We start from the raw sequence: 21,387 nt of genomic DNA on the forward strand, positions 1-21,387 counted from the left end.
TTCTTCACCTATTTTTCGCATTCATCGCCGAGAATAAGACGAACTTCCCATCTTATCTCTTCAAAGTAACCCATGCTTTCGCGAATAGGAAAGATTTCTCATCCTATTCCATCCACCAGCACGGCTTTCCCTTCAACTTGCCCATTCCACGTCAATCATAGGATGGATTTCCCATCCTGTCTCTTCCCAGTAACCAATGTTTGCGCGAATAGGCGGGATTTCTCATCCTATTCTGTTCACAGTCGGCGCCAGCCTACTCCATTCGCATTCCTTAAGGAGAATAAGACGAACTTCCCATCCTATCTCCTCACTGTAACCTATGTTTGGGCGAATAGGAGGGATTTCTCATCCTATTCTGTCCACCATCGGTGCGCGCCTATATGTTAAGTCGATCTCGAAGCGATGTAATGTGAGCAACATGATGTTTACCATGCCAAGCATACAGTCCAAGATTATAGTCAAGACGGATCGTCTTCTTCGATTCCGGATGAATGAACGAACGCTCGAAATCCGCTTCTTTCATCACCTTCAACAACACAACCCATCGCTTATGCAGCGATTCCAGCAATGCAATGGAGACCGCGATGTCTAAGCTTACCGAATCCTCAAGCTCTGCCCAACGATCCTCGTAATAAGGCTTAATCGTCGGCTCGTCCTCAGTCAGCGCCAGCTTGAATCTCGTCAAACTATTCATATGGCTATCGGCTAGATGATGTACGACCTGACGTACCGTCCATCCCCCGTCACGATAGGGCAAGTTCAATTGCTCTTCGGTCAAGCCTGCAACGGCATCCACAACTCTCGATGGCAGTGACTCAATTTCGCTAATCCATTGCTCTCTCTGAGACGTCGAGCATTCTCCTGCAAACTCGAATTTTCCAATTGGGTATCTAAGATCCATGTTGTGTCTCTCCTTCGCTATATGCCTAGTATCGAAATACGATCATACGTTTGAAAAGTTTGTTTGATCCAATCTATGAATTCTTCCAGTAGTGCAGCTAGCTTTTCACATGCGGATGGCATATCCGCTACGAATTCATCCTTAGTACTAAGAAATATAAATCCGATATGTTCTTCTAATTGCTCCACCTGGGGGTGATTCAATAAAAAGAGCTTCATATCCTCTAGATGTAATATAATCTTATCCCAATTCTCCATTGAAATTGATTCGAACCCGTAGTGATCGTACTGCGGGAACACTCTCTCTATTGCCGGTTCTAAGTAACCAAACACTTCTTCCATAAAAAAGACCGATGTTTCGTTCCAACACTTCCCCGTGTAAGGACCAGGCAACACTTCAATATAGCATGTGCCTTCTAGTTCCCGTAAATCATAGATGATATTCAATCGGAAATCACTTCATCTCCTCCAAGCGCATCTGCACGCTTCTCTCCTTGAACCCTAACGATGCCCAGAACCGCCGGCCGGCTTCATTCCAGTCCATCACTTCGATATCTATGATGCTTGTACCCAGCTGCTTCCTCAACAGTTGGAAGGCTGCCTTACCATAGCCGCCTCTTCTACAATGCCGACATATGAAAAAATGACGCAAATACAAAGGCTCTCTCGCATGGTCGACCAGCGCATAACCTTTGACGTCGCCATTTTGCAGAAATAGATAAGCGGTATAGTTGGAATGAATAAATGCTCTCATTCTCTCTTTCAGCTGATTCAAGTCCATCTTGTTATCATGCTTCTCGTCCTCGATAAGCTGCTTGTTCAGCACCGCAAGCAGTTCCAGATCATCATCCAAGCCCATTCGAACGGTTAGCCCCTCTATCAATCCAAATCACCCTTAAAATAAAATGTCCAAACCCGTCCCGAGCTTGCCGCTCTTCTTCTGGCGCAAAATATCCGGATCGTACACCTCAACATATCCGCAATCCAGACAGGAGACGAATAAATAATGGTTATGCTGGATATCCATCAGCTTGCTGAGTCCCGTTCCGGTCATCGCAACCTCCTTGATGCCGCACTCCTCGCACTTGCACTTCACGCATGTAAAGCTGCTTATAATGTGATCCTCCAAGCTAAGCGGCAGCTCCTCATCGACTGAATCTTGTTGTCCGCCAACCATCACTTCGTCTGCAACATCGTCAAAATCCGTTTCCTGAACCTCATACAAGCGTTGTCGGCACTTCGGGCAACGTTTGTTCACGATCTCGACTTCGTTATGACACCAAGGACATTCGATCATAATGATTTGTTCTCCCTTCCTTAGTTTGTTATGATTAAAAAAAAGAATGCTGTCTTTCATTAGGAGGATCACAGGTGCAAAAGGTCAAAATATTTTCCGGTTCCTCTAACAAACCGTTAGCTGAACAATTGTGCAAAGAGCTGAACATTCCGCTTGGAGACATCTCTATATCCCGCCAACAAAGCGGCGAAATTCATGTTTCCTACGGCGAGTCCATTCGGGCATGCGACGTGTTTATCGTCCAATCGCTGTCCCATCCCGTTAATGAACATTTAATTGAAATGCTCATTATGGTCGACGCCGCCAAACGCGCATCCGCCAAAACGGTCAATATCGTTATGCCCTACTATGGCTATGCCCGGCAGGAACGTAAGTCCGCGCCTCGCGAACCGATTTCAGCCAAGCTCGTTGCAGATGTGCTCACCACGGTCGGCGCGAATCGCATTATAACCGTCGATTTGCATGCCGATCCGATACAAGGATTTTTCGACATACCGGTCGATCATTTGACCGCGCTCGATCTAATCATCGACTATCTAACACGCAAAAAAATAACGAATCCGGTTGTCGTCTCTCCCGATGCAGGACGGGCAACTACCGCCGAGAAACTGGCAGGTCGACTGAATTGTCCGTTCGCGATCATGATCAAAAACCGCCCCGCCCACAATCAATCCGAGATTACGCATATTATCGGCGATGTCGAAGGCATGACGCCGATTATCATTGAGGATTTGATCGATACGGGCAGCACGATCGTCAATGTCGTCGAGGCGCTTAAGAAAAAAGGCGCTCACGATGCTTACATATGCGCGACGCATGGCGTGTTCTCAGACAACGCGATTGGAAAGCTGACGCATCCGAATATCCGCGAGGTCGTCATTACGGACACGATCGCCATTGACGAGAACCATTCCGATAAATTCATCGTGCTTCCGATGTCGCCGATTATCGCAACAGCGATTAAGATTATTACCGAAGGCGGATCCATAGCAACGTTATTTAAATCGGGTTCGTAAATGTTCGGAATAGGCTGTCCCTAGGCAGATAAAATCTCCTATGGGGCAGTTTTTTTATACCTAGAATGTGGAAGGTTAGAAATTATTAATCGGACATTACCCCCTATATCCGCTATGATGATCGAAAGTTTAACGTAGAGGGGGCAACCATGATGGAGAAAAAACGTTGTTTATTTTGCAGCGCTCTCGTATACGTTGCAACGGAGAGCGATTATGACATTTACAATGACTGCTATTGTGCGCCTGACGGCCATTACAGTCTTCATAGAGAAAGCTATGAGCAGATCCATGCCTTATCGAATCCGATTAAGATGCAGCTCTATATAAGTATATCCGGTTATATTCGCGAGATGACCGATTGCGGCGAGTCTGTAGCACTGACATTCGAAGACTTGGATTCGATTCGCAACAGCTCTGCCATACCGGTTTCCGTAGAGGAGAAGGGCGCACGCTTGCTCCAATATTTGTACAGGCATTCCGACAAAGCCGGAGATGCGGTTATGATCCATCCGCTAAGCCAACACTTTAATTTAACGTATTCGCCCACCATGCAAGAGCTTGTATATATCATCGAGAAGCTAAGAGAAGAGCAGCTCATCGATCGGGAAGGCATGAGGTTCAAGCTGACTGAGAAAGGCTGGAGCGAGGCCGTGACGAGAGCCGCAGGCAGAAAGATGAAGCCTTGTTTCGTCCTGATCGCCGGCAGCCAGGATGAGTTTGCCGACTGGTCGGATAACTTATTGCCCAAGCTGGAGCAGTGCGGATACTTGCCAAGGCTAGTCAATTATTCCGGCCACAGGCGCGATGATCATCCTACGCCTCAGCAAATTGCGGAAAGCAAGCTCGTTATTGCTGACGTTAACGCCGATGCGCCTGAACTGTTTTTTGATGCGGGATATGCTGGCGGCAAAAAAATCAACGTCTTATGGACGATTAACTATAGTCGCGTAGACACCAGTCAAATTGTCCATCATTCGCTCATTCGTCCAATCGTATGGGAAACGACGGATGAGCTGGGTTCGATGCTGCAGCAAAGACTGAGTTAACGGAACCTCGATCGACATTCATCCTATTGGGAAAAAAACCAACTCTACTGAACGGGTACAGCAGAGTTGGTTTTTTTCTTATTTTTGTATTTTGAAAGTGAATTTCCAATCGGCGCTATTGCCCGAATATCTTCCTCTATTTTCCGTTACCGTTACCTTTAATGATTTGCTTATCGTTTTCGTTACGTTAGCCGCTTTGACGGACAACGTCGCAGTTCCCGATTCAGGGATCTTATCCTGCTCCTCGGCGTACGCTTTAAGCTTGATGCTGTCTGTCGTTTTCAAGGTCAGCGTAACCGTGCTTCCTGTTTTGACTTCCTTACCATTCACATACGCAGCCGCATACCACTCATTGCCTACATGGTTATTTTCAACTAACTCCATGCTCACTAATGTTACCTTTAACTTCACTGTTTTCGCTTCTGCCGACACCGGATGCACTAGAAGCATGGATATCAGAGAAAAAACTGCGATACTTTTCAATAATTTAATCAATGAGATTGCCTCCCTCATATATACAATTTTTAACTATAACCATTCTATCTCAATTGCAATAATCCTTTATCTCTATCGTATTCAATCAACCAACAATCCCGATATTCACCCTCATGAAGCTCATGCTGCGGTAGCAGCTTCTTCTTAACGAAACCACACTTCTCATACACCCTAATCGCCCTCGCGTTCCAAGCCTGAGGGTCCATTACGATTCGAGCAGCTTGGTTTTGATTAATCAGGTATTGAACCGTATCCTTGATTAATCGCGTGCCAATCCCACGATTCCAATACGGCGGTTCTCCAATGAATTGATCCATCCCGAATATGTTGCCGCTGAATTCAACGTAGCCATATTCCTCTTTTTCTTCTTCATCAATCTCGTAAAACTGTATGTACCCAATCGCTACCGATTCATAGATAATGACACATCGTGTGACGGTATCCGCCCCATCATAGAAATGCTGCTGAACGAGCGTCTGGTCATGCGGACGATCTCTCCCCTCGTAATACTCCAGTACAACAGGGTTAGAAAGCCACTTCTCCAGCAACTCCGCATCATTAGGCTCAAGTGTCCGGATGCTTAGCTCTTGATTTTGGAACAGAATCATTTGTTTGCTCCTCACTGTAGCTGCTCTGTATATGCTATCCACTTCTCTACGAAAAGATAGAACATGTCGCCGAAGTTCAAGCCTTCCGGCAACGAATCCACGAACTTCATTTCATCTATTTCATAATTAGGCAAACTCGCAAACTCTTTGATCTCCGCTGCGAACACCATGCCATAGCTGCCTCTCCATAAATAAACTCCGAACGGTGCTATCTCAAATTGAATCGCTCCCGTTTCTTCGTACAGCTCCCGTCTTGCGGTATCCAATATCGCTTCTCCCGGCTCACGGTTTCCGCCCGGAATCTCCCAGCCGCCTCGTTTACCATTTTTGATAATCACGAATTGCCCATTGAACCGTGCGATTATAACAGCGAACTTCATGAGGTCCTGATCGATTTTATTCCATTCATACCACCCGTCCATGTCCGCCAATCCCTCTTCTCAATTACCTTGCTTTATTTGAATACATCATGAGGCAAAACAGCGTGAACACCCTTAACGCCATTCACAATCTGCGTTATTCTAAGATCGATAACAGCACTGCCTAAAGCAATCGCCTCCACTCGGTTCAAACCGTACAACTCTCCCATCAGGTCGAGCATGCCATCCAATGCCTGTACAGTTGCTTCATTTAGGTCCTCATGGAATCCAAATGTAATCCATCCTGACGGCGTATTCGCTCTCGGGTTGTTCAAGGTCTGGTTTTGTAATAATTCAACCGTAACATCAACCAGTTCCATAGGACATTCAATAGCTTGGCAGCTCACTTCGCCATCCCCCTGCTGGGCATGTCCGTCTCCTATCGCAAGGTATGCTCCGTCAACCGGAATCGGCAAATATAAAGTGCTCCCCGCTACCAGCTCTTTGCAATCGAGATTCCCTCCGCAGAACCGAGGCGGCCAAGTCGAATGAATATCCGCTTCATTAGGCGGCATGCCGATAACTCCCATGAAAGGCTTAAGCCCAACGGTATAGGCGTTGTCTCTGATTCGACATGTGCCTTCCATCCTATTATTATCTAGCTTCCAATCTAACGTTATTTCCTCATATTCGGTCAAGTGAAGCATTTGATTTTGCCAATTCGGATACTGTCCGGCTGCGGTGAATCCATAAGAGCCAGGTATGATCTCGTTGAACGTGATACCCAGCGTCATGCCCTTTTTCGCCTGTTCCACATAGATAGGACCTATCAACGCATGACCGCCGTCGAGCTTCTCTCTTCTTGAAAAGGGTTTAAAACGGTCCTTATTGCTTGCGCCTTTTCCCCATCCTGCATCCAGTGTCTCGAATAGCAAAGAATCACCGGATATCATCGAAATAATCGGTGTTGCTTCTGTCGTAAAAGAACCGATCAGCGCAGCTTGTTCTAATTGGATGTGATGTTTGGCCATACAGTCGCCTCCCAATAATGGCACATTGTTTTCTTACACATGCCTAACCGTTCCAAATGAATTTTTCATATTTAGCTCAATCGACAGCCATCCATGCTTGTTTTTCCAATGTCATCTCCATGCCATTCCAATATTCGCCGTTCAGCGCCTGATACAGCTTCCTCTTTGAATAGGTTTTGCGAAAGCCCACTTTCTCGTAGCAACGTATAGCTCGAGCATTAGTATGGTACACATTAAGGAGTATCCGCTCGAGATCTAGCTTTTCGAATCCGATGCGCACTAATGCCTGAAGCACTTTCGTGCCTATGCCTAGACCTCTGTCTTGCTCCGAATGAATAAGGAACCTGCCGACTACCGCTTCTTTGCGGATGGAATCAATCCGACCAAGTTGAACAGACCCCATCATTCGCTGTGTATCGCAATCAACGATTTTGTATAGAAGTACACCCGCTTCAATAGAGTGAATCCCCTTGCTATAGTGCTGTTCCATCTGTTCGATTGTTAACGGATAGGTATACGTGCTTCCCGCCCATAGGTACATGAAATCTCTATCCTGAGCGCTCACGGCATCCGCAATGATAGGCAACTCCGATCGATCAAGCGGCTGCAATTCGATCTCCATTCCCTCAGTCCTCCTCCCGCTTATCTCTAGCTACGAAAGTGATGCAATCAGTCGTCAGCTTAACAGGTATGCCGTTTCTATCAATATCGTATACAAGAGTTCTGACATGTCTTCTCTGCACGTCCCAGCTTGCATACTGTACGTCCAACAATTGCAGCATACGCTCCGTGGATATGTTCACTTCAAACATCGGATCCAGCTCCGCGTTGGTATGAAGCTCAAGCTCTTGGATATTCGAGCCTATAATGATGCAATGGATACCGCCATGCTTCGTCCCGCGAACCATCTCGCCTAACTTGTCTGCAAGTACCGCTTCCGAGCTTACATGTTCAAGAGCAGATACAGCTACTATGAAGTCATATTCAGAAGAAGCTATGTTGAAATGCTCAATATAAGACAACCTCGCGTCAATATACGACTCTACCCCAAATTGCTTGCTATTCTCCAATAGACCAGCAATAGCGGATTCTAACAAGTCCACGCATACGACTTTGCCTTGTCTCCCAACCAACGATTGAGCAATAGGAATGCTATTCCGTCCAATCCCCGCACCTAGATCAAGCACGTTCAGTTGTTTATAATCCTGGAACTGTTCCAGCACTTCAAGAACCGTCTGGACCGGCCTATGCAACCATGAGCCCGGCTCGAATAATTTATGCTCTTCATAGCAAGCATCATGGTACTTCTTCTCTTCGCCTCGTATTCTCTCGACTCTATTCACGGCCTCACCTCATGGTTAGCTTCATGCTGCCCCAAATCAAATAAGGATTACATTTTCAAATCCAGTCTATCGTAATTCATTCTGAGATAATTGTACCCGGAGTAGATGGTCAGCGTCACCGCAACGAGCATTAGAGCGATATCGATAGGAAAGTTTGTTAGAGATATATAAGGGGAATTGTTAAGCATGACTGCAGCAATAGCAATAACTTGAAATACCATTTTGATCTTGCCATGCTTATCGGCCGCTAATGCGATACCTTTGTGAGAAGCTGCTACTCGAATGGCTGTAATAACAACTTCTCTGCCGATGATAACCATAACCATCCAGCTTGGAACCATATGCAGAAATACAAGCATAATAAGCGCAACTGAAATTAGCAGCTTGTCAGCGAGCGGATCTAGCAGCTTGCCGAAATTAGTAACCATACTGTACTTTCTCGCGATATAACCATCCAGCTTATCCGTTGCCGCCGTAAGCAAGAATAGGACTGCAGCATATATCATTCCCCATTCATTGAGATGGGCGAACAGCGGCATTTTATTTTCTAACCAAAGGGGATACGGTTGTAAGACGATTATGAGCAGTGGGATAAGGAATATTCGTACTAGAGTGATTTTATTAGCGAGATTCATTGGTATTCTCCTTCTTATTCGGAATGGTTATGAAGCCTCCGTACGCTGCCCCAAAATCTTCAGAATTTCCTGATTCCGCTTCACAATAAATCGCTTCCCAGCATGCTCTTCGGTCAATATCAGCACCTGATGGATGCCTTCACGATCATAACCTCTATTCCATTCAAAAATCATTTGTAACAGATTTCTAAACGTTTGCTTATAATTCCATGTCTCTAATCCGAATCTCACCTTCACGAACCGCCATATGACCCGCGAATCGCGAGCCAGTCTATTCGGTCTTAATACAAAAATGAAATCTGCTTGCTTGAACGTGTCTTGGCCCCATTTATAGTGAACGCCCTCCACGATCCACGATGCACCGCTCAAAGCTTCAGCTAGCTTCGCATCTCTAACTTCTTCCGGATACTTCAAGGAATCTTCGTTTCTATCCCATACAATATTATCCAGCTCGTAATATGGGATTCCATACTTCTGAGACAACTGCTTCGCAATAAATGACTTCCCGCTGCCGCAAGAACCGATGATACGTATTTTCAAGCAACCAGCTCCTTCGACAATTAGGGTCTCATGATAAGGCCCATCTCCCTCGGATTATGAATCGCACTAAAACTCAACAATCCCCTCTGTCTCATACGGATAATCAATTTGTTTCTTGATTATATGAACAGCCTCTTCGGAAACCAACAGTCCAACGATATACAAAGCGAGATCGATGGATGTGGATACACCACCGCCTGTAATCACATTACCGTCCTTTACAATCCTGGACTTGATAACTTCCTTGCAATAGGGCTCGAGAAGCTCATATGCGCTTGGATTAGTCGTTGCTCTCTTTTCTTCTAGGAAACCGGCAGCGCCAAGCAACAACGCACCCGTGCAGACGGAAATGACGTGTTGTGCTCCCTGTGCACCCTTCAGCCATGTAATGAACTCCTCGTCGAATCTAAGCTGGCGAGTTCCCATGCCGCCCGGCACGAATAACATGTCGTATTCAGAAAGATCAGGCTTGATCTTATTGACTTTAATGACAAGCCCCAGCTCGTCCGTAATCTCCTCTTGAAGCCCGCAAAAATCCCATGACGTCCCCTTCGCCTGCTCGAACAAATTTAATCGATAGATTACATCATAAAAACCTATGAGGTCCAGAAACGTAATGCCGTTGAACACAATCAAAGCGATTTTCATACAGAAGGCCCCCTTAATTGTTCCTCTTTACTTCTTCTCGTACAAGTTCGCGCTCCAACCTTCGCTATCCAATTTTCTTACATACTTGAAGCCCAGATCTCGATAATACTGATTCAGCCTCGGATTCGCCGCCATGCAGTCCAGCCTAACGAGTGACTTGCCGCGTTGCCGTATTTGCTCCTCAGCCGAACGAATCAAACAACTGCCAATCCCTGACCCTTTATAATCGCGATTAACTGCAAATCTGTGAATATATCCCGCATCCGTGCTATCAAGTTCTTGCCAAATATAAGGATCCGACCATGTAATCACATAAGTCCCTACTGGAACACCGTTCATCTCTGCCAAATACATATTCGAGCCATCGTTCATAAATTCGATGACCTGCTCAAGATGAAAATACTCCGGCCGCCACTGCTTAATCCCATTCGCCAGCAGCCAACGCGCGGAGGACTGCCATAGGTTTAGAATGGTCTCCGCATCCTCATGCTTCGCCTCTCTAATTATAACATCTGTATCTACAATCAAATCCTCGGCCTCCTGCCCTATTAGCTGAAAGTAGTAAGTAATTGATCCAAGCTTATTTGACTCAGTGAATCAACGCGCATATCATAACTTTCAAACTTCATAGCTTTAGTGACTTCATTGGGAGTTACGACACAATATAGCCCCGCAGCCTTTGCCGCCCTAAGTCCATTCAATGAATCCTCAATCGCAATCGCTTCCGTCGGCTCAATACCCAGCAATTCGATTGCCTTCAAATACAGTTCAGGACTAGGCTTCACCTGATTAACATGATCTCTAGCAATAACAAAGTCGAATCTATCGATCAGATCATATTTATCCATATATTTATGAATCCATTCCAGGGATGAGCTAGAAGCAATTGCCGTACGAAGCCCCTTGTTCCTGGCGAGCGACAGGTAGTCTATAACTCCCTCGCGAAGTACCTGCTTATCCATGTGCTTCTTGTAGTACTCTTTGGACTTGGTCGTAATGTCGTCCCGATCAATGGGCTTATTCAAGCATTGTCCGAGATACTCATACGGATCAAACTCTGCGAATGTAGTTCCTATACATTTGCCCCATAGCTCCAAAGGAAGCTCTACCCCATAGCTGCCGTATACCTCTTGGAACGCAAAGTACCATGGTGTCTCCGTATCAATAATGGTGCCGTCAAAATCAAATATCAACGCTTTGATCATCGTCTCTCGTTCACCTCGACATGAAGTTCAATTCAACAATTCTAGTCCCACCAGCTAAAAAGACCATTCGTCAACGATAGCTCATCAGCGTTTTGACAAAACTCCTGAAAATTTATCTTTTGTGTTCCAGGATCGAGCGATTTGATCAGCGTAGGGCTTATTCAAGACCGGATAGAAAATAGGCTGCTCAGGCAGCCTCGGCGGAAAGCCTTTCAAATCCCCATCTAACATTAATTTCATTTCGTATAATCCTACTGGTCGATATAACGTTCTCATTTGCTTCACTCACCTTAATCTATGTCTCTTCAATAAGCGTCAGTTGCGGCCAAGTCTTAAGCCATCCCTTGCTCGCAACTCTTTGGTAGAAATAATCCTTATCCTGAAAATAAGGACTTCTCCTTATTACTAGATCGAATAAGTCACCCAACCCATGCGGTGCAATAACCTCAATCTGGTCTTCGGCATTCAGATAGATTCCTAGAGCCGTAACCGTTTCGGGCCACCTTTTCATGGCATCCTCTACTGAATGGTACGGCTCCGCTAGATTTCGGAGATGCATTCTGGCTTGGTTTTTCGCCGACCAATTGTAATGTGGATAGCTCTCAATTAAGTTGGATTCCCATCTCTTCTCCGTTTGCTCCTCAATATCATTAGGATCATAATAAACAATATCAACATCGTTTAATGGAGTTGCTTGCTCATAGCCGTGCAAATGATCCCACACATAATTACGTACATAACCGGCTGAGATATACCAACTAGGAAGACCCATTTGTTGAACGATACGCAGATCTCTGAGCAGGTCTTCTTTCGTCAGCAGGATTTGAATCAACTTATCTTTTAACAACAATTCTTGCAAGACGATCAACTCCAACTAAGCATCAAACAAAGGCCTAATAATATCTGCATCGATTTCTACTATTCTCGTCCTATGTACGATCTGATGGGTCTCCGCCCATTCTATTAACTCCGTTGTATTCATTCATAGTCCCTCTTCTCGGATCGTCGCTTTCCGTAATAACCAACTCTAATCCGCCAAATTTATTGCTGAGCTTATTATAGACAAGGGAGACTAGCATACTTAATGCTCCATAGATTCCGACCATGAATATAGGTGTGATAAAGTAGGGAAAGCCCATAGCTATCGCTCCTGTATTTCCTATCAATATACCAATTATGATTACAATGAAACCAATTACCATCATAAGAGCCAGGGGAATAATGGAGAAATATATTGTTGTTTTGAATGCACTCTTGATTCCAATTTCCTTGATCTCAATTCTTTTCATCGATATATGCTCCTTTTATTAGGCTTATTTCTTTCTAGCGATTACAAAAGCTCTTTCTGACTTTTCGAAACCGATTCGAGGATAGAAATCTACCGCTCCTGGCGCGGAAAGCAATACAAGCGAGGTCTCATCACCTAAAACCTCTTGCAGTTTTTGAACTAAAGCCTTACCGATTCCTTGATGTTGATAGTTCAGATCTACAGCTAGATCGGACAGATAGCAGCAATAAGAGTAATCCGTCAGTGCCCGCGCGATTCCAATCAGCTTATCATCGTCCCATGCGCTAATCGTAATATCGGCGTTGTCTATCATTCTTTGGATTCGTTCCAAGTCCTCGTGCGGTCTCTTAATCCCTGATGATTTAAATACTTCTGCAACCTCCGAAGCCTGAAGCGACTTGTTCACTAAATAAGTAATCAATGTTGCCATCCCCTTTTCTATTTAAGCTAATCGTTTTCTAACTCTATATAGTCAACCGTGTTGTAACGTATTATTTCGTTCATCTTAGCAATTGCTTTTGGAGCAGCCGACTTATATTCGACGTACAGCTCCTCCACTCTTTGGAACAACACCTTGTCTTCCTCTACATCAGTCGGAGAGACCATGCATCCTTGCTCACCAGACTTAGTACATACAATCAGATGCTCTATACGCTCCAGTAAACTTACTAAATCCTCATTGTTTAAATACTGCAAACCATTTTTAAGCCCGTCCCAAGATCTCAGTTCAATCATAGAGTAAGCCGTGAACCAATAAAATTCCGCGACAGAATGAACATGGTTATGAAACGCGTAAAACAAAAATAGCGCACGCTGGCCCTCGTTCAACTCGTTATACACTGCCGCTTTAGTCGCCAAATCCTTTGCCCGAACAGAGAGCAGCATAGGTTCAATACACTTCCAACTAAGCTGTGGCGACTCAAGATCGGCTTTCGTTAATGTAGCTTTCATGGTATCCCATCCTCCTAGAACTGCATCCAATATCGCCCTTTTCAGATAAATAAAAACAGCCCTCAAATGGAATTGTAACCCATTCAAAGGCGAATATCATTAACAATTATTTCGCTAATCAACTTCCCAAGATTGTGCGAATTGAACAAATTGTTCTCTTGCCTGCTGTTCATTGTCACCTACCACTTGTCCCTCGAGGTAATAGGTTCTCATCATATCCGGCTTGCCCTGAATCGGCCTTTGGATATAAATCCAATACATAACGACGTCCGGTACTGGATTCACAGCCGATCCACCATGTACGAATCGAATCATTGTAGCCTCCCCTGCCGGCAAGGTAATCGATTCTGTGGCTGTTATCTCCGAATGATTAGGAATGCTAACATAATCTCCAGGACCCTCCTGCTGCCCGACACTTAGTTTGAGATTGTTCCAAACAATAGGCTCATCCTGTTCAGACAACGTAAGGAGCACGACATTGTTGGCCGATTCATTGGCATCCGGGTTATTAAACAATGCCGCAATGACCAAAATCAAAATGATAAGCACAACAATTAAATAAGTTACTAAATTATTTTTCCTCTTATGCATAATAGCCGCCCTTCTGCAGGTACTCGTCTAAATCACCAAATCACACTTTTTGAACATCCCATAGTCGAGATACTGCTTTTAATTCCAATCCTTCGAACTCAAGCTTGTATACATCGGGCTTGTCGGTTCGCATCCAAAACTCAAATCCATAATACGGGTCAAAATACCCCATCATCAGTGTCATCACGTTACCGTGAGTTCCAATCGCAATTTTGCTGCCATTATGTTGTTCCAAAATGTTCTTCAGTACTGCAACTGCCCTATTCTGACATACCAGATTCGATTCTCCGCCAGGCAGCGCATAATTTGGATCTTCAAACATTCGCCGTACTACCGGCACGAATTCCTCATCCAAAATCTTATAATCATCGTCTGCGAAACACCGCTCTCTCAAATCTTCAATCTCGATAATATCCAAATTAAGTATATGAGCTAATCCCTCGACCGTGAGACTGGCCCTGGCATACGGACTGGACAAGATTAGGCTGATTCCTTCATTAATTAACAACTCTGAAGCTTGCCCGGCTTTCCTCTTTCCATCAACCGAAAGCCCTCGGGTCCTTTCGCTGCCTTCCTCATACGGTGATTCAGCATGTCTGACCATGTAGATAGTCGTAGTCATTTGATTGTCTCCCTCTCAAACTCCTGCATTGGGCCTTTATTGTCTTTTCTTCTTGTCTCCACATAGTTATCGCCGATGTACTCTTTAAGCGTTTTTCTCCAAAACTGCTGCGCAGGCAAATTCCAATCGAATTGACTTACTCGCCATTTACCTAAGTAAAGATTAAATACTTTAATAGCCGCATCCTTGCCTATTTTCTTATTTCGATATTTTCGCAAAACAAAAAAATGATTGAAATAATTGATTTCTTCCTCCGGAATTATTCTAACCACGGCGAAGCCTGTAATTTTCCCATCATATCTAATAAAATATAAATCCATGTTGCTATCTTCAAACCAATTTCTCGAATCAAAGTCCATCACGAACATACCGTTCTCATGAATGTCGCTGCCGCTTAGTTCAGACAAATCATAAGCAGCCAATTCGACGAGCTTATTGAGCGCAGCCAAGCCGTCTTCCCCAATCATTTCTAGTGAAACTTCCATAGGATCACTCCTAAACGTATCATCATATTTGTTTTATCCGAACTTGGTGCACCTGAGCATAGTCAGCCTGATTTTCCGTTCGAATCCTCATAGTCATGGGACACCTCACTATCATAAATTCGCTAGCAAGCTTTCATCTAAGTACTCACTGTTCTTCAAAATGCTCCTCGCCCTTACAATCGTATCCTTCCCTCTAGGAAGATCGGCAATCCGATTAAGCAACACCCACCTCAGGCAAGCAATGGCCTCGAACAGCTCCAGCTCTTCTTTGGTGTAATGACTTTCAGCAAGACAGGCCGATTGAAAGACTGAGCCATACCTCTCCCCCACATAAATCCTTATTAAAATAATAGACCACGCCATATCGTATCTTGGGTCACCGAGCTGGCCATTGGTCCAATCAATAATCGTATATTTACCCTCATTATCGAGTATATTGCCTAAGTTATAATCACCGTGAATGATGGTATTCTGTTTGATGTCACTCTTTTCCAAGAGTGTAAGCAGTACATCCTTAATATCCAAATGTTCTTCTACCGACGGGTAAAAATAACCGACAAAATCATGCCTCAGAAGTATGGAAGAATCCATTTGATCTAAAGGATAGCTATGTATGCCGGTTAATATTTTGGCAAGTTTTTTGAGAGATGATTGATTCACTTTCCTAACGGGAGTCCCATCATAACTCGTCAATAATACCTGATTCATCTCTTTATCGATGCCCCAGCCAATAGGTTGAGAGACCGACAATCCTTGATTACGCAGTGCCTCTAACAGCCTATACTGATTGCCTACATTTGGCTTCGAGGATCGATTCCATACCTTTAGGACATAGTTAGATTCACTCGAACAAATCTTTGTTACTTCTGCTTCAAGACCAGCATCCAAGGGTACGAAAGTAATCGAGCTGCTATCGTCTAACAGTGAATCCACAACCTGGCTCTTTACCATCCAATCCACGTTTCTTAATCGATTCTGCATTGGCTTCACTTCCTTTCACATCAGTTCGCCGCCATGAACGACTCCGAACATGCCCGTCATGCCATCATGCTTATTGATCCCGAATTTATTGTAAAACGACTCTTTTCCGCTAGCCGCAAACAAGCCAACAAATGATTTATCCGGTGCATTTTCCTTGAGAAACTGTTGGATAGCAGCCATTATTTTATTACCGATCCCCTTGCCCTGATGCTCGGGTTTGACAGCAATATCTTGAATGTAGAAGTAGATTTTGCCGTCTCCTACTACTCTCCCCATCCCAACGATCTCATCCTCATATTGAATGACAACACCGAATAAGGATTGTTTTAATGAGTCTTCTGCCACAGCAAAGTTCATGTACTCTTCCCAGCCAACCGAAACACATAGCGCTTTATATTCTGCCAATGTAGGAATTCTATTTAATGTGATGTACTCGCTGCTCATTCCATTCACCCTCTAATTTCCGTTAATATTTTTTTCTGCCTTTTCCATGTGATGAACGACTAAGAACCGAATTCATTTTTTAAAATGGAGAACAAATACGAATCATGAAACCTTCCTTTGAACCACAGATGTTCTCTTAAATGACCTTCTTGTTTCATTCCTAATCTCTTCATTACATTCGCAGAAGGAATATTGCCAGGACGGCAAGTTGCATATATCCGATGAGCATGAAAGGTTTCAAATCCTAGCTTCAATATCGCATGCGCCGCTTCTGTCGCATACCCTTTTCCCCAATAATCCGGGTTAAAGCTGTATCCGACTTCAGCGTTATGATCCGTCACATAAATACCACAGCCGCCGATGAGAAGGTTAGAATCTTTCAGAACAACAGCGAATTCATAGTCGGTTCTGCCCTCTGCTTGTTGCTTGCTTATTTGCTCCTCTACGTATCGTATAGTGTCCTCTTCTGTATTCGGTCCCCAAATGGTATACTGCGTTACCTCATCCTTGGACGCGTATTCATGCACTTGCTTCCAATCCTCATATATGAAATCGCGAAGGATCAGTCTCTCCGTTTCGATGCGCATAACCAGTCCCCTTTCATATCTCTACTTTTTAGTTGTTGCTTCCAACCATTTGGCTACCGTATCTACAAGCTCTGCTCTTTTGGACTCAACATCATTCATACTCGTTAATTTAATTATGGCTCTGTCGGCCGCCGCCCACTCTAGCAGCCTAGAAGTATCCTCTAATTGAGACTTGATGTCTATATTCTGTTGTACCTTAGCCCCTGTATGCAAAACAAGCCGAATAAAACCTTTCCCCTGAAGGTTAAAGGTGATTCGATCGTCATTATTGAAACAAAAACTAGGCGCATTCCATTTGATTTGTTCTGTAATTTGGTCATCCACACTTAGAATCAATGCGCGAACTTCCTCAATGACATCCTTCATTGGATGCTCGAGCGCATTCATAAACTCAGCTACTCTTTCTTGACCAGAACGTTTATTAGCAGCTATTAGTGCTCATCCTTCCTTGAAAGCTTTGGTATTTGAAATAAGCATAGTGGCTAATGCTCTAATTAGATACCCCGCATAAAAACCAGATGTTTTTTTCATCGTTTTTATATCCTTCTTGATTAAATCAAGAGATATTAATATAGTAAGCACCACATAGGCTAAGAAGAGAATTAAAAATATTATTGTAATTATCGTTCGCTGGTTCGTATAATTCAGAACGACTTGAGTTGCTGTAAGTAAGGAAAAGCAAATAGAATTAATAAGCAATAATCGGATTGAGCTTCTATAACTACCCATCGCTGAGCACCCGTCCATTCGTTTTCTCAATATTTATTCAGTTCTGAGCCAAACTTATTGCGTAAGTCTTTATAGTAATCCGACATGCCTGCTCTTAAAATACTTATTCCTTCCGTAACGCTCTTCATATTCTCTTCGTCATTCATATGATTCCTTGCATGCAGCAAAACAGGCCTTAAAGATTCCACTGAATTCCCTAACCGATACATCCATTCATATCTGGGAACCATCCATAAATGAAAATGGTGCGTAGTGTCCTCATTATAGAAGTAGTAAACCTTCTCGATTCCCAGTCGATTTCGTTGTTCTTTCCTGATCTTGTGAATCAATGATATATACTCCAGCTGCTCTTCATCGGTTAATTCATCCATGCAGTAGAAGTGTCTCTTTGATGCCAAAATAACTAACCCTCGAATGGGATAAGCTACATCCTGATGAACGTGAAAATTGCTCGACTCATAAATCACTCCACCAGTAGGAGCAATCAATCCGCTGGTCAAAGCGCAGCTCAAACATTCAACCTCAACCAATCTTCCATCAGCCAATGTAATTTGTCTCGGCATTGTGCACTGTAATCTCCTTTTCGCTCACTTCTAAGCAGTAGATATCCGGGTTCTTCATTTGCTTCCATTCATTAAATCCAAAATTCTTAACGTAATGTCTGATGATCAGAGATAATAATGCTCCATGAGTTACGACTACCAAATTTGTTGCCGGCAGCTCTATTAACTCATTGATTACCGCTAATCCTCTTCTCATTGCTTCGTTCGATGACTCTCCACCTTCAAACTTTAAATCCAGATCATCATAGGTTTGTTCTAACTTTATAAGCCAATCACCAAGCTCAGCAGTGCTTAGGATTCTTTCCTTTAATCGTTCATCGATTGAGATCTCTCTTCCTATAAACTTCGAAAACGGTTTGATCGTATCTATAGCACGCACATACGGACTTGAAACAATGATTTCGATCTTTTTATCCTCAAAAAAATCTACAATCGTACATTCAGCGTCCTCCTGCCCTTGCCCTGTTAATGGCGCCTCCGGTTCTTGTCCTTCTGCCTTGCAGTGTCTAACAAGATAAATTTTCTTCATTGTGCCACTTCCTTTTGGACAATGGATATAGGTACTTTAATATGATCAGTACCTACAACTTTGTAACCATTTCTAATAGCCGATCCAACAGCTACTCCTACTTGAATGGCCTCAGTCGGATTTACATTTTGATCGGGCATGATATCAATTACAATCGTTCCGCTACCCCCTGACGTTGGTAAATAGCTGCGATCTCTGCCTATTTCAATGCTCGTGGTCCATTCCACATCCGTGTCTGCCGTTGTCCATGTAGATATGTGCTCATTTGGTGTGGTATTAGTTGCATTTTCGGGATAGCTGCTCGTAATGTTCGCAACAACCCAGTGAGCAGGCAATGAAAAAGAAACGCCGCCCCAATCATCAGGGTCTATCTCGATATATGCAACAATCCGCATACCTTCTACTTTATCGCCTTCTCCCTTAACAAACACAGTCCCCTTGGATGAAGTTATAAGGTCAGTCGAATCTGCACTTACGCTAAACGATTTGGTCTGAATGATGTTCTCATTGTACATTGAATTGTGTATTAGCTTATCTTGCTTGGATGATTGCAAAAATATAATAAACGTCACAGCGGCCAGCAATACGACGACCATCACAAAGTATCTCGTTTTTATACTCATAACTGCCTCCCTTTGTCACAGTGGATTCAAAGATATTGTCGCTTTCTCCAATTCCCCTTGTTCGTCCAGGTGTCTCAATGTTAGATCAACATCTTCTTTACTCATACTCTTAACAATGATTAGATGTCTAATATTGAATCCTGGAGGTTCTAGATTGGGTTTTCGAAATGTCTTACTAATCTTTGCGGCGTCGTTATAATGCACCAACGTCTTTCTCCATTACTAAAAATAATCGTTACTTCAATGAGATCAAAGTCGTCTAAATCATCATCAAATTTCCAGTGTCTAAGGACAGGGACCTCAACCTCTCCCTCTGTGAAATAATCCTTGCTGATCCACACTCTTTTATTGTGGTTTCCTATCACTCTATATTTATCCTCGTCTTCTGTTACGACTAGATAAACATTACCTCTTGTTATTGCGTGGCCATACACACCAATACTTGTGCATGTAACCAATCTTTCATCCATATAGTCACATCCAATTTCAATAATTGCTTCTATTTGAATATGCGTTAGAAACTTTAAACTGTGTCATAATGAATTAGCTCATTTGCCAGAAAATGTTACTCAATGAATCTGTACTTTAGATTTTCCATTACACCATTTCCAAGAGTATTGGAAGCCTAATCAGCTAAAGTACAAGATCACCTTTTCGTTACAATTAGTTCCATGGAATTATCTTTCCAGTATACCAGTTGTGCAATTTTTGGAATACAATAAAAAGGCAGTTTCAGCAGCAAATCAACTATGGCTGACCAATCAGCATTCGAATAAAATACTTTGAACTAGATTAACTGGAATTTCTCCCGTTACTTCTGTGCTCACCATGTACTTTTTATCAAATAGATGGAATACCTCCCGTTAATATCGTCGATCTTCAAACAGATCGGGTATATCATAGAAATTAACTTGAGAAATTCCAGTTATTCTGCATTTCCACTTGATATTCAAATAAATAACAGGAGTAATTCCCCCTATTCCAATACAAAGAAACTTGTCGTATCAAAAAAACCGCATTCCCGCGCAGACAGCGTGCGGAAATGCGGTTCTTTTCTACTTTCCAATCGGCAGCCACTGAAGTGCGCGCTGGACAGTCATATCCCAGAACGCCCAATCGTGGCCGCGGCCTTCGTACTCTTCATAAGTCAGATCGATTCTATTCGCGAACTGCTCATGGAAAGCTTTATTCACTTCAAAGTTATGATCGGCCGTGCCGCAAGCCTGATAGAAGCTAGGAAGCTTCACGCCCGCCTCAAGCCGCTCTTCGAGCAACCAGGACAAGTCATTCTCGCTGCGATCGTATTCTTCAACGGTCCCGAGCGATAACTTCGCCATTCGCAGCAGAATGGAATGAGCTGCCGCAGGACTGTCAATCAGTCGATTCCGCTGACTAAGGCTGCCCGATAGGCTGGCGACGGCAGCGAAGCGCTCGGGATACGTAATACCGAGCTTGAATGCGCCATAGCCGCCCATGGATAACCCCGCAGCGAACGTATCTTCTCTTCGGTTCGATAGCGGGAAGAACTGCTTCATCAGCTCCGACAGTTCCTCGCCGACATAGGTGAAGTATTCGAGACCCTGCTTCTGATTCGCATAAAAGCTGTAATGGACGGAAGGCATGACGACGACGATTCCCAGATCAGACGCATAACGCTCGATAGCCGTATTTCTACGCCATGCCGTATGGTTATCCGATGCGCCGTGCAGCAAGTATAGCACCGGATAAGCAGGCTTTCTGCGCCCACCCTCTAATCCTCTCCCGCTAACAGACTGCTGGGGGACAATGACGTCAACCGAGGTTGCCATCCCTAACGACTCCGCGAACAATTCTACCTGCATAAGTGCCAAGACGCATCATTCCTCTCTCTT

The 21,387-nt window shown here is 43.9% G+C and carries 33 protein-coding genes; 2 read left to right on the forward strand and 31 right to left on the reverse strand.

What is annotated here, in order from left to right:
* Positions 1 to 376: 376 nt before the first annotated feature.
* The 4 genes from AC1DF0_RS01205 to AC1DF0_RS01220 are packed head-to-tail and all read right to left on the reverse strand — an operon-like array spanning position 377 to position 2,197.
* Positions 377 to 901: a YfiT family bacillithiol transferase gene (locus AC1DF0_RS01205; RefSeq protein ID WP_477572798.1), complete on the reverse strand. Its 525-nt coding sequence runs from the start codon at positions 899 to 901 to the stop codon at positions 377 to 379.
* A gap of 17 nt (positions 902 to 918) precedes the next feature.
* Positions 919 to 1,347, reverse strand: coding sequence for a hypothetical protein (locus AC1DF0_RS01210; protein WP_477572799.1), 429 nt, complete (start codon positions 1,345 to 1,347; stop codon positions 919 to 921).
* A gap of 7 nt (positions 1,348 to 1,354) precedes the next feature.
* Positions 1,355 to 1,783 carry a GNAT family N-acetyltransferase gene (locus AC1DF0_RS01215; protein ID WP_477572800.1) on the reverse strand — a complete coding sequence of 143 codons (429 nt, stop codon included), beginning with the start codon at positions 1,781 to 1,783 and terminating at the stop codon, positions 1,355 to 1,357.
* Between the two features lie 12 nt (positions 1,784 to 1,795).
* Positions 1,796 to 2,197, reverse strand: coding sequence for a zinc ribbon domain-containing protein (locus tag AC1DF0_RS01220; RefSeq protein ID WP_477572801.1), 402 nt, complete (start codon positions 2,195 to 2,197; stop codon positions 1,796 to 1,798).
* A gap of 74 nt (positions 2,198 to 2,271) precedes the next feature.
* Here AC1DF0_RS01220 and AC1DF0_RS01225 point away from each other — a divergent pair, with 74 nt between their 5' ends.
* Positions 2,272 to 3,213, forward strand: a complete 942-nt coding sequence (locus AC1DF0_RS01225) for a ribose-phosphate diphosphokinase (RefSeq protein ID WP_477572802.1) — start codon at positions 2,272 to 2,274, stop codon at positions 3,211 to 3,213.
* 149 nt (positions 3,214 to 3,362) lie between these two features.
* Complete coding sequence (locus AC1DF0_RS01230; RefSeq protein WP_477572803.1) at positions 3,363 to 4,259, forward strand: hypothetical protein; 897 nt, start codon at positions 3,363 to 3,365, stop codon at positions 4,257 to 4,259.
* A gap of 78 nt (positions 4,260 to 4,337) precedes the next feature.
* Here the strand turns inward: AC1DF0_RS01230 and AC1DF0_RS01235 are convergent, their stop codons facing one another.
* The 27 genes from AC1DF0_RS01235 to AC1DF0_RS01365 all read right to left on the reverse strand — a co-directional run bounded on the left by AC1DF0_RS01235 (position 4,338) and on the right by AC1DF0_RS01365 (position 21,357).
* Positions 4,338 to 4,754, reverse strand: coding sequence for a hypothetical protein (locus AC1DF0_RS01235; RefSeq protein WP_477572804.1), 417 nt, complete (start codon positions 4,752 to 4,754; stop codon positions 4,338 to 4,340).
* Positions 4,755 to 4,798: 44 nt separating this feature from the next.
* Positions 4,799 to 5,362: a GNAT family N-acetyltransferase gene (locus AC1DF0_RS01240; protein ID WP_477572805.1), complete on the reverse strand. Its 564-nt coding sequence runs from the start codon at positions 5,360 to 5,362 to the stop codon at positions 4,799 to 4,801.
* Between the two features lie 11 nt (positions 5,363 to 5,373).
* A complete protein-coding gene (locus AC1DF0_RS01245) occupies positions 5,374 to 5,784 on the reverse strand; it encodes an NUDIX hydrolase (protein WP_477572806.1) in 411 nt (136 codons plus the stop codon).
* Between the two features lie 32 nt (positions 5,785 to 5,816).
* Complete coding sequence (locus tag AC1DF0_RS01250; protein WP_477572807.1) at positions 5,817 to 6,752, reverse strand: acetamidase/formamidase family protein; 936 nt, start codon at positions 6,750 to 6,752, stop codon at positions 5,817 to 5,819.
* Between the two features lie 76 nt (positions 6,753 to 6,828).
* Positions 6,829 to 7,374, reverse strand: coding sequence for a GNAT family N-acetyltransferase (locus AC1DF0_RS01255; RefSeq protein WP_477572808.1), 546 nt, complete (start codon positions 7,372 to 7,374; stop codon positions 6,829 to 6,831).
* A gap of 4 nt (positions 7,375 to 7,378) precedes the next feature.
* Positions 7,379 to 8,095: a class I SAM-dependent methyltransferase gene (locus AC1DF0_RS01260; protein ID WP_477572809.1), complete on the reverse strand. Its 717-nt coding sequence runs from the start codon at positions 8,093 to 8,095 to the stop codon at positions 7,379 to 7,381.
* Between the two features lie 47 nt (positions 8,096 to 8,142).
* Positions 8,143 to 8,730, reverse strand: a complete 588-nt coding sequence (gene pgsA / locus AC1DF0_RS01265; protein WP_477572810.1) for a CDP-diacylglycerol--glycerol-3-phosphate 3-phosphatidyltransferase — start codon at positions 8,728 to 8,730, stop codon at positions 8,143 to 8,145.
* 27 nt (positions 8,731 to 8,757) lie between these two features.
* Positions 8,758 to 9,270 carry a P-loop NTPase family protein gene (locus tag AC1DF0_RS01270; RefSeq protein ID WP_477572811.1) on the reverse strand — a complete coding sequence of 171 codons (513 nt, stop codon included), beginning with the start codon at positions 9,268 to 9,270 and terminating at the stop codon, positions 8,758 to 8,760.
* Positions 9,271 to 9,336: 66 nt separating this feature from the next.
* On the reverse strand, positions 9,337 to 9,918 hold the full coding sequence (locus AC1DF0_RS01275) for a DJ-1/PfpI family protein (protein WP_442053241.1): 582 nt from the start codon (positions 9,916 to 9,918) through the stop codon (positions 9,337 to 9,339).
* Between the two features lie 27 nt (positions 9,919 to 9,945).
* A complete protein-coding gene (locus AC1DF0_RS01280) occupies positions 9,946 to 10,446 on the reverse strand; it encodes a GNAT family N-acetyltransferase (RefSeq protein WP_477572812.1) in 501 nt (166 codons plus the stop codon).
* Positions 10,447 to 10,466: 20 nt separating this feature from the next.
* Positions 10,467 to 11,123 carry an HAD family hydrolase gene (locus tag AC1DF0_RS01285; RefSeq protein ID WP_442053239.1) on the reverse strand — a complete coding sequence of 219 codons (657 nt, stop codon included), beginning with the start codon at positions 11,121 to 11,123 and terminating at the stop codon, positions 10,467 to 10,469.
* Between the two features lie 295 nt (positions 11,124 to 11,418).
* Positions 11,419 to 11,982: a nucleotidyltransferase family protein gene (locus AC1DF0_RS01290; RefSeq protein WP_442053238.1), complete on the reverse strand. Its 564-nt coding sequence runs from the start codon at positions 11,980 to 11,982 to the stop codon at positions 11,419 to 11,421.
* A 70-nt stretch (positions 11,983 to 12,052) separates the two neighbouring features.
* Positions 12,053 to 12,412, reverse strand: coding sequence for a hypothetical protein (locus AC1DF0_RS01295; protein ID WP_442053237.1), 360 nt, complete (start codon positions 12,410 to 12,412; stop codon positions 12,053 to 12,055).
* A gap of 24 nt (positions 12,413 to 12,436) precedes the next feature.
* The gene (locus AC1DF0_RS01300) at positions 12,437 to 12,841 is read right to left on the reverse strand and encodes a GNAT family N-acetyltransferase (protein ID WP_442053236.1); all 405 of its coding nucleotides are present in this window, start codon (positions 12,839 to 12,841) and stop codon (positions 12,437 to 12,439) included.
* 17 nt (positions 12,842 to 12,858) lie between these two features.
* Positions 12,859 to 13,362, reverse strand: coding sequence for a hypothetical protein (locus AC1DF0_RS01305; protein ID WP_477572813.1), 504 nt, complete (start codon positions 13,360 to 13,362; stop codon positions 12,859 to 12,861).
* Positions 13,363 to 13,476: 114 nt separating this feature from the next.
* The gene (locus AC1DF0_RS01310; RefSeq protein ID WP_477572814.1) at positions 13,477 to 13,953 is read right to left on the reverse strand and encodes a hypothetical protein; all 477 of its coding nucleotides are present in this window, start codon (positions 13,951 to 13,953) and stop codon (positions 13,477 to 13,479) included.
* 40 nt (positions 13,954 to 13,993) lie between these two features.
* Entirely contained in the window at positions 13,994 to 14,575 is a 582-nt protein-coding gene (locus tag AC1DF0_RS01315; RefSeq protein WP_477572815.1) for a histidine phosphatase family protein, read from the reverse strand.
* Positions 14,572 to 15,060: a GNAT family N-acetyltransferase gene (locus AC1DF0_RS01320; RefSeq protein ID WP_477572816.1), complete on the reverse strand. Its 489-nt coding sequence runs from the start codon at positions 15,058 to 15,060 to the stop codon at positions 14,572 to 14,574. The genes AC1DF0_RS01315 and AC1DF0_RS01320 overlap by 4 nt, the downstream gene beginning before the upstream one ends.
* 111 nt (positions 15,061 to 15,171) lie before the next feature.
* Positions 15,172 to 16,041 carry an aminoglycoside phosphotransferase family protein gene (locus AC1DF0_RS01325; protein WP_477572817.1) on the reverse strand — a complete coding sequence of 290 codons (870 nt, stop codon included), beginning with the start codon at positions 16,039 to 16,041 and terminating at the stop codon, positions 15,172 to 15,174.
* 15 nt (positions 16,042 to 16,056) lie between these two features.
* Positions 16,057 to 16,485: a GNAT family N-acetyltransferase gene (locus AC1DF0_RS01330; protein ID WP_477572818.1), complete on the reverse strand. Its 429-nt coding sequence runs from the start codon at positions 16,483 to 16,485 to the stop codon at positions 16,057 to 16,059.
* Positions 16,486 to 16,544: 59 nt separating this feature from the next.
* On the reverse strand, positions 16,545 to 17,072 hold the full coding sequence (locus AC1DF0_RS01335) for a GNAT family N-acetyltransferase (protein ID WP_477572819.1): 528 nt from the start codon (positions 17,070 to 17,072) through the stop codon (positions 16,545 to 16,547).
* 21 nt (positions 17,073 to 17,093) lie between these two features.
* Positions 17,094 to 17,459 (reverse strand): DUF1801 domain-containing protein, encoded by a 366-nt coding sequence (locus tag AC1DF0_RS01340; protein ID WP_442052198.1) that lies wholly within the window; start codon positions 17,457 to 17,459, stop codon positions 17,094 to 17,096.
* Positions 17,460 to 17,827: 368 nt separating this feature from the next.
* Positions 17,828 to 18,364, reverse strand: coding sequence for an HIT family protein (locus tag AC1DF0_RS01345; RefSeq protein ID WP_477572820.1), 537 nt, complete (start codon positions 18,362 to 18,364; stop codon positions 17,828 to 17,830).
* The gene (locus AC1DF0_RS01350; protein WP_442052194.1) at positions 18,339 to 18,893 is read right to left on the reverse strand and encodes a histidine phosphatase family protein; all 555 of its coding nucleotides are present in this window, start codon (positions 18,891 to 18,893) and stop codon (positions 18,339 to 18,341) included. The genes AC1DF0_RS01345 and AC1DF0_RS01350 overlap by 26 nt, the downstream gene beginning before the upstream one ends.
* Positions 18,890 to 19,516 (reverse strand): hypothetical protein, encoded by a 627-nt coding sequence (locus AC1DF0_RS01355; RefSeq protein ID WP_477572821.1) that lies wholly within the window; start codon positions 19,514 to 19,516, stop codon positions 18,890 to 18,892. The genes AC1DF0_RS01350 and AC1DF0_RS01355 overlap by 4 nt, the downstream gene beginning before the upstream one ends.
* Before the next feature lie 149 nt (positions 19,517 to 19,665).
* Complete coding sequence (locus AC1DF0_RS01360) at positions 19,666 to 19,986, reverse strand: hypothetical protein (protein WP_477572822.1); 321 nt, start codon at positions 19,984 to 19,986, stop codon at positions 19,666 to 19,668.
* A gap of 585 nt (positions 19,987 to 20,571) precedes the next feature.
* Entirely contained in the window at positions 20,572 to 21,357 is a 786-nt protein-coding gene (locus AC1DF0_RS01365) for an alpha/beta hydrolase (RefSeq protein ID WP_442052200.1), read from the reverse strand.
* Between the last annotated feature and the right edge of the window lie 30 nt (positions 21,358 to 21,387).

The organism is Paenibacillus sp. 05T425 (assembly GCF_056396205.1).

What these genes read in the sequence shown, in the direction of transcription:
- AC1DF0_RS01310 (WP_477572814.1), bottom strand. Translation starts at nt 13,953, where the DNA reads ATGCATAAGAGGAAAAATAATTTAGTAACTTATTTAATTGTTGTGCTT.
- AC1DF0_RS01245 (WP_477572806.1), bottom strand. Translation starts at nt 5,784, where the DNA reads ATGGACGGGTGGTATGAATGGAATAAAATCGATCAGGACCTCATGAAG.
- AC1DF0_RS01320 (WP_477572816.1), bottom strand. Translation starts at nt 15,060, where the DNA reads ATGGAAGTTTCACTAGAAATGATTGGGGAAGACGGCTTGGCTGCGCTC.
- AC1DF0_RS01350 (WP_442052194.1), bottom strand. Translation starts at nt 18,893, where the DNA reads ATGAAGAAAATTTATCTTGTTAGACACTGCAAGGCAGAAGGACAAGAA.
- AC1DF0_RS01365 (WP_442052200.1), bottom strand. Translation starts at nt 21,357, where the DNA reads ATGCAGGTAGAATTGTTCGCGGAGTCGTTAGGGATGGCAACCTCGGTT.
- AC1DF0_RS01325 (WP_477572817.1), bottom strand. Translation starts at nt 16,041, where the DNA reads ATGCAGAATCGATTAAGAAACGTGGATTGGATGGTAAAGAGCCAGGTT.
- AC1DF0_RS01205 (WP_477572798.1), bottom strand. Translation starts at nt 901, where the DNA reads ATGGATCTTAGATACCCAATTGGAAAATTCGAGTTTGCAGGAGAATGC.
- AC1DF0_RS01305 (WP_477572813.1), bottom strand. Translation starts at nt 13,362, where the DNA reads ATGAAAGCTACATTAACGAAAGCCGATCTTGAGTCGCCACAGCTTAGT.
- AC1DF0_RS01345 (WP_477572820.1), bottom strand. Translation starts at nt 18,364, where the DNA reads ATGCCGAGACAAATTACATTGGCTGATGGAAGATTGGTTGAGGTTGAA.
- AC1DF0_RS01250 (WP_477572807.1), bottom strand. Translation starts at nt 6,752, where the DNA reads ATGGCCAAACATCACATCCAATTAGAACAAGCTGCGCTGATCGGTTCT.
- AC1DF0_RS01240 (WP_477572805.1), bottom strand. Translation starts at nt 5,362, where the DNA reads ATGATTCTGTTCCAAAATCAAGAGCTAAGCATCCGGACACTTGAGCCT.
- AC1DF0_RS01285 (WP_442053239.1), bottom strand. Translation starts at nt 11,123, where the DNA reads ATGATCAAAGCGTTGATATTTGATTTTGACGGCACCATTATTGATACG.
- AC1DF0_RS01355 (WP_477572821.1), bottom strand. Translation starts at nt 19,516, where the DNA reads ATGAGTATAAAAACGAGATACTTTGTGATGGTCGTCGTATTGCTGGCC.
- AC1DF0_RS01340 (WP_442052198.1), bottom strand. Translation starts at nt 17,459, where the DNA reads ATGAATGCGCTCGAGCATCCAATGAAGGATGTCATTGAGGAAGTTCGC.
- AC1DF0_RS01300 (WP_442053236.1), bottom strand. Translation starts at nt 12,841, where the DNA reads ATGGCAACATTGATTACTTATTTAGTGAACAAGTCGCTTCAGGCTTCG.
- AC1DF0_RS01275 (WP_442053241.1), bottom strand. Translation starts at nt 9,918, where the DNA reads ATGAAAATCGCTTTGATTGTGTTCAACGGCATTACGTTTCTGGACCTC.
- AC1DF0_RS01360 (WP_477572822.1), bottom strand. Translation starts at nt 19,986, where the DNA reads ATGGATGAAAGATTGGTTACATGCACAAGTATTGGTGTGTATGGCCAC.
- AC1DF0_RS01220 (WP_477572801.1), bottom strand. Translation starts at nt 2,197, where the DNA reads ATGATCGAATGTCCTTGGTGTCATAACGAAGTCGAGATCGTGAACAAA.
- pgsA (WP_477572810.1), bottom strand. Translation starts at nt 8,730, where the DNA reads ATGAATCTCGCTAATAAAATCACTCTAGTACGAATATTCCTTATCCCA.
- AC1DF0_RS01255 (WP_477572808.1), bottom strand. Translation starts at nt 7,374, where the DNA reads ATGGAGATCGAATTGCAGCCGCTTGATCGATCGGAGTTGCCTATCATT.
- AC1DF0_RS01315 (WP_477572815.1), bottom strand. Translation starts at nt 14,575, where the DNA reads ATGACTACGACTATCTACATGGTCAGACATGCTGAATCACCGTATGAG.
- AC1DF0_RS01230 (WP_477572803.1), top strand. Translation starts at nt 3,363, where the DNA reads ATGATGGAGAAAAAACGTTGTTTATTTTGCAGCGCTCTCGTATACGTT.
- AC1DF0_RS01295 (WP_442053237.1), bottom strand. Translation starts at nt 12,412, where the DNA reads ATGAAAAGAATTGAGATCAAGGAAATTGGAATCAAGAGTGCATTCAAA.
- AC1DF0_RS01335 (WP_477572819.1), bottom strand. Translation starts at nt 17,072, where the DNA reads ATGCGCATCGAAACGGAGAGACTGATCCTTCGCGATTTCATATATGAG.
- AC1DF0_RS01330 (WP_477572818.1), bottom strand. Translation starts at nt 16,485, where the DNA reads ATGAGCAGCGAGTACATCACATTAAATAGAATTCCTACATTGGCAGAA.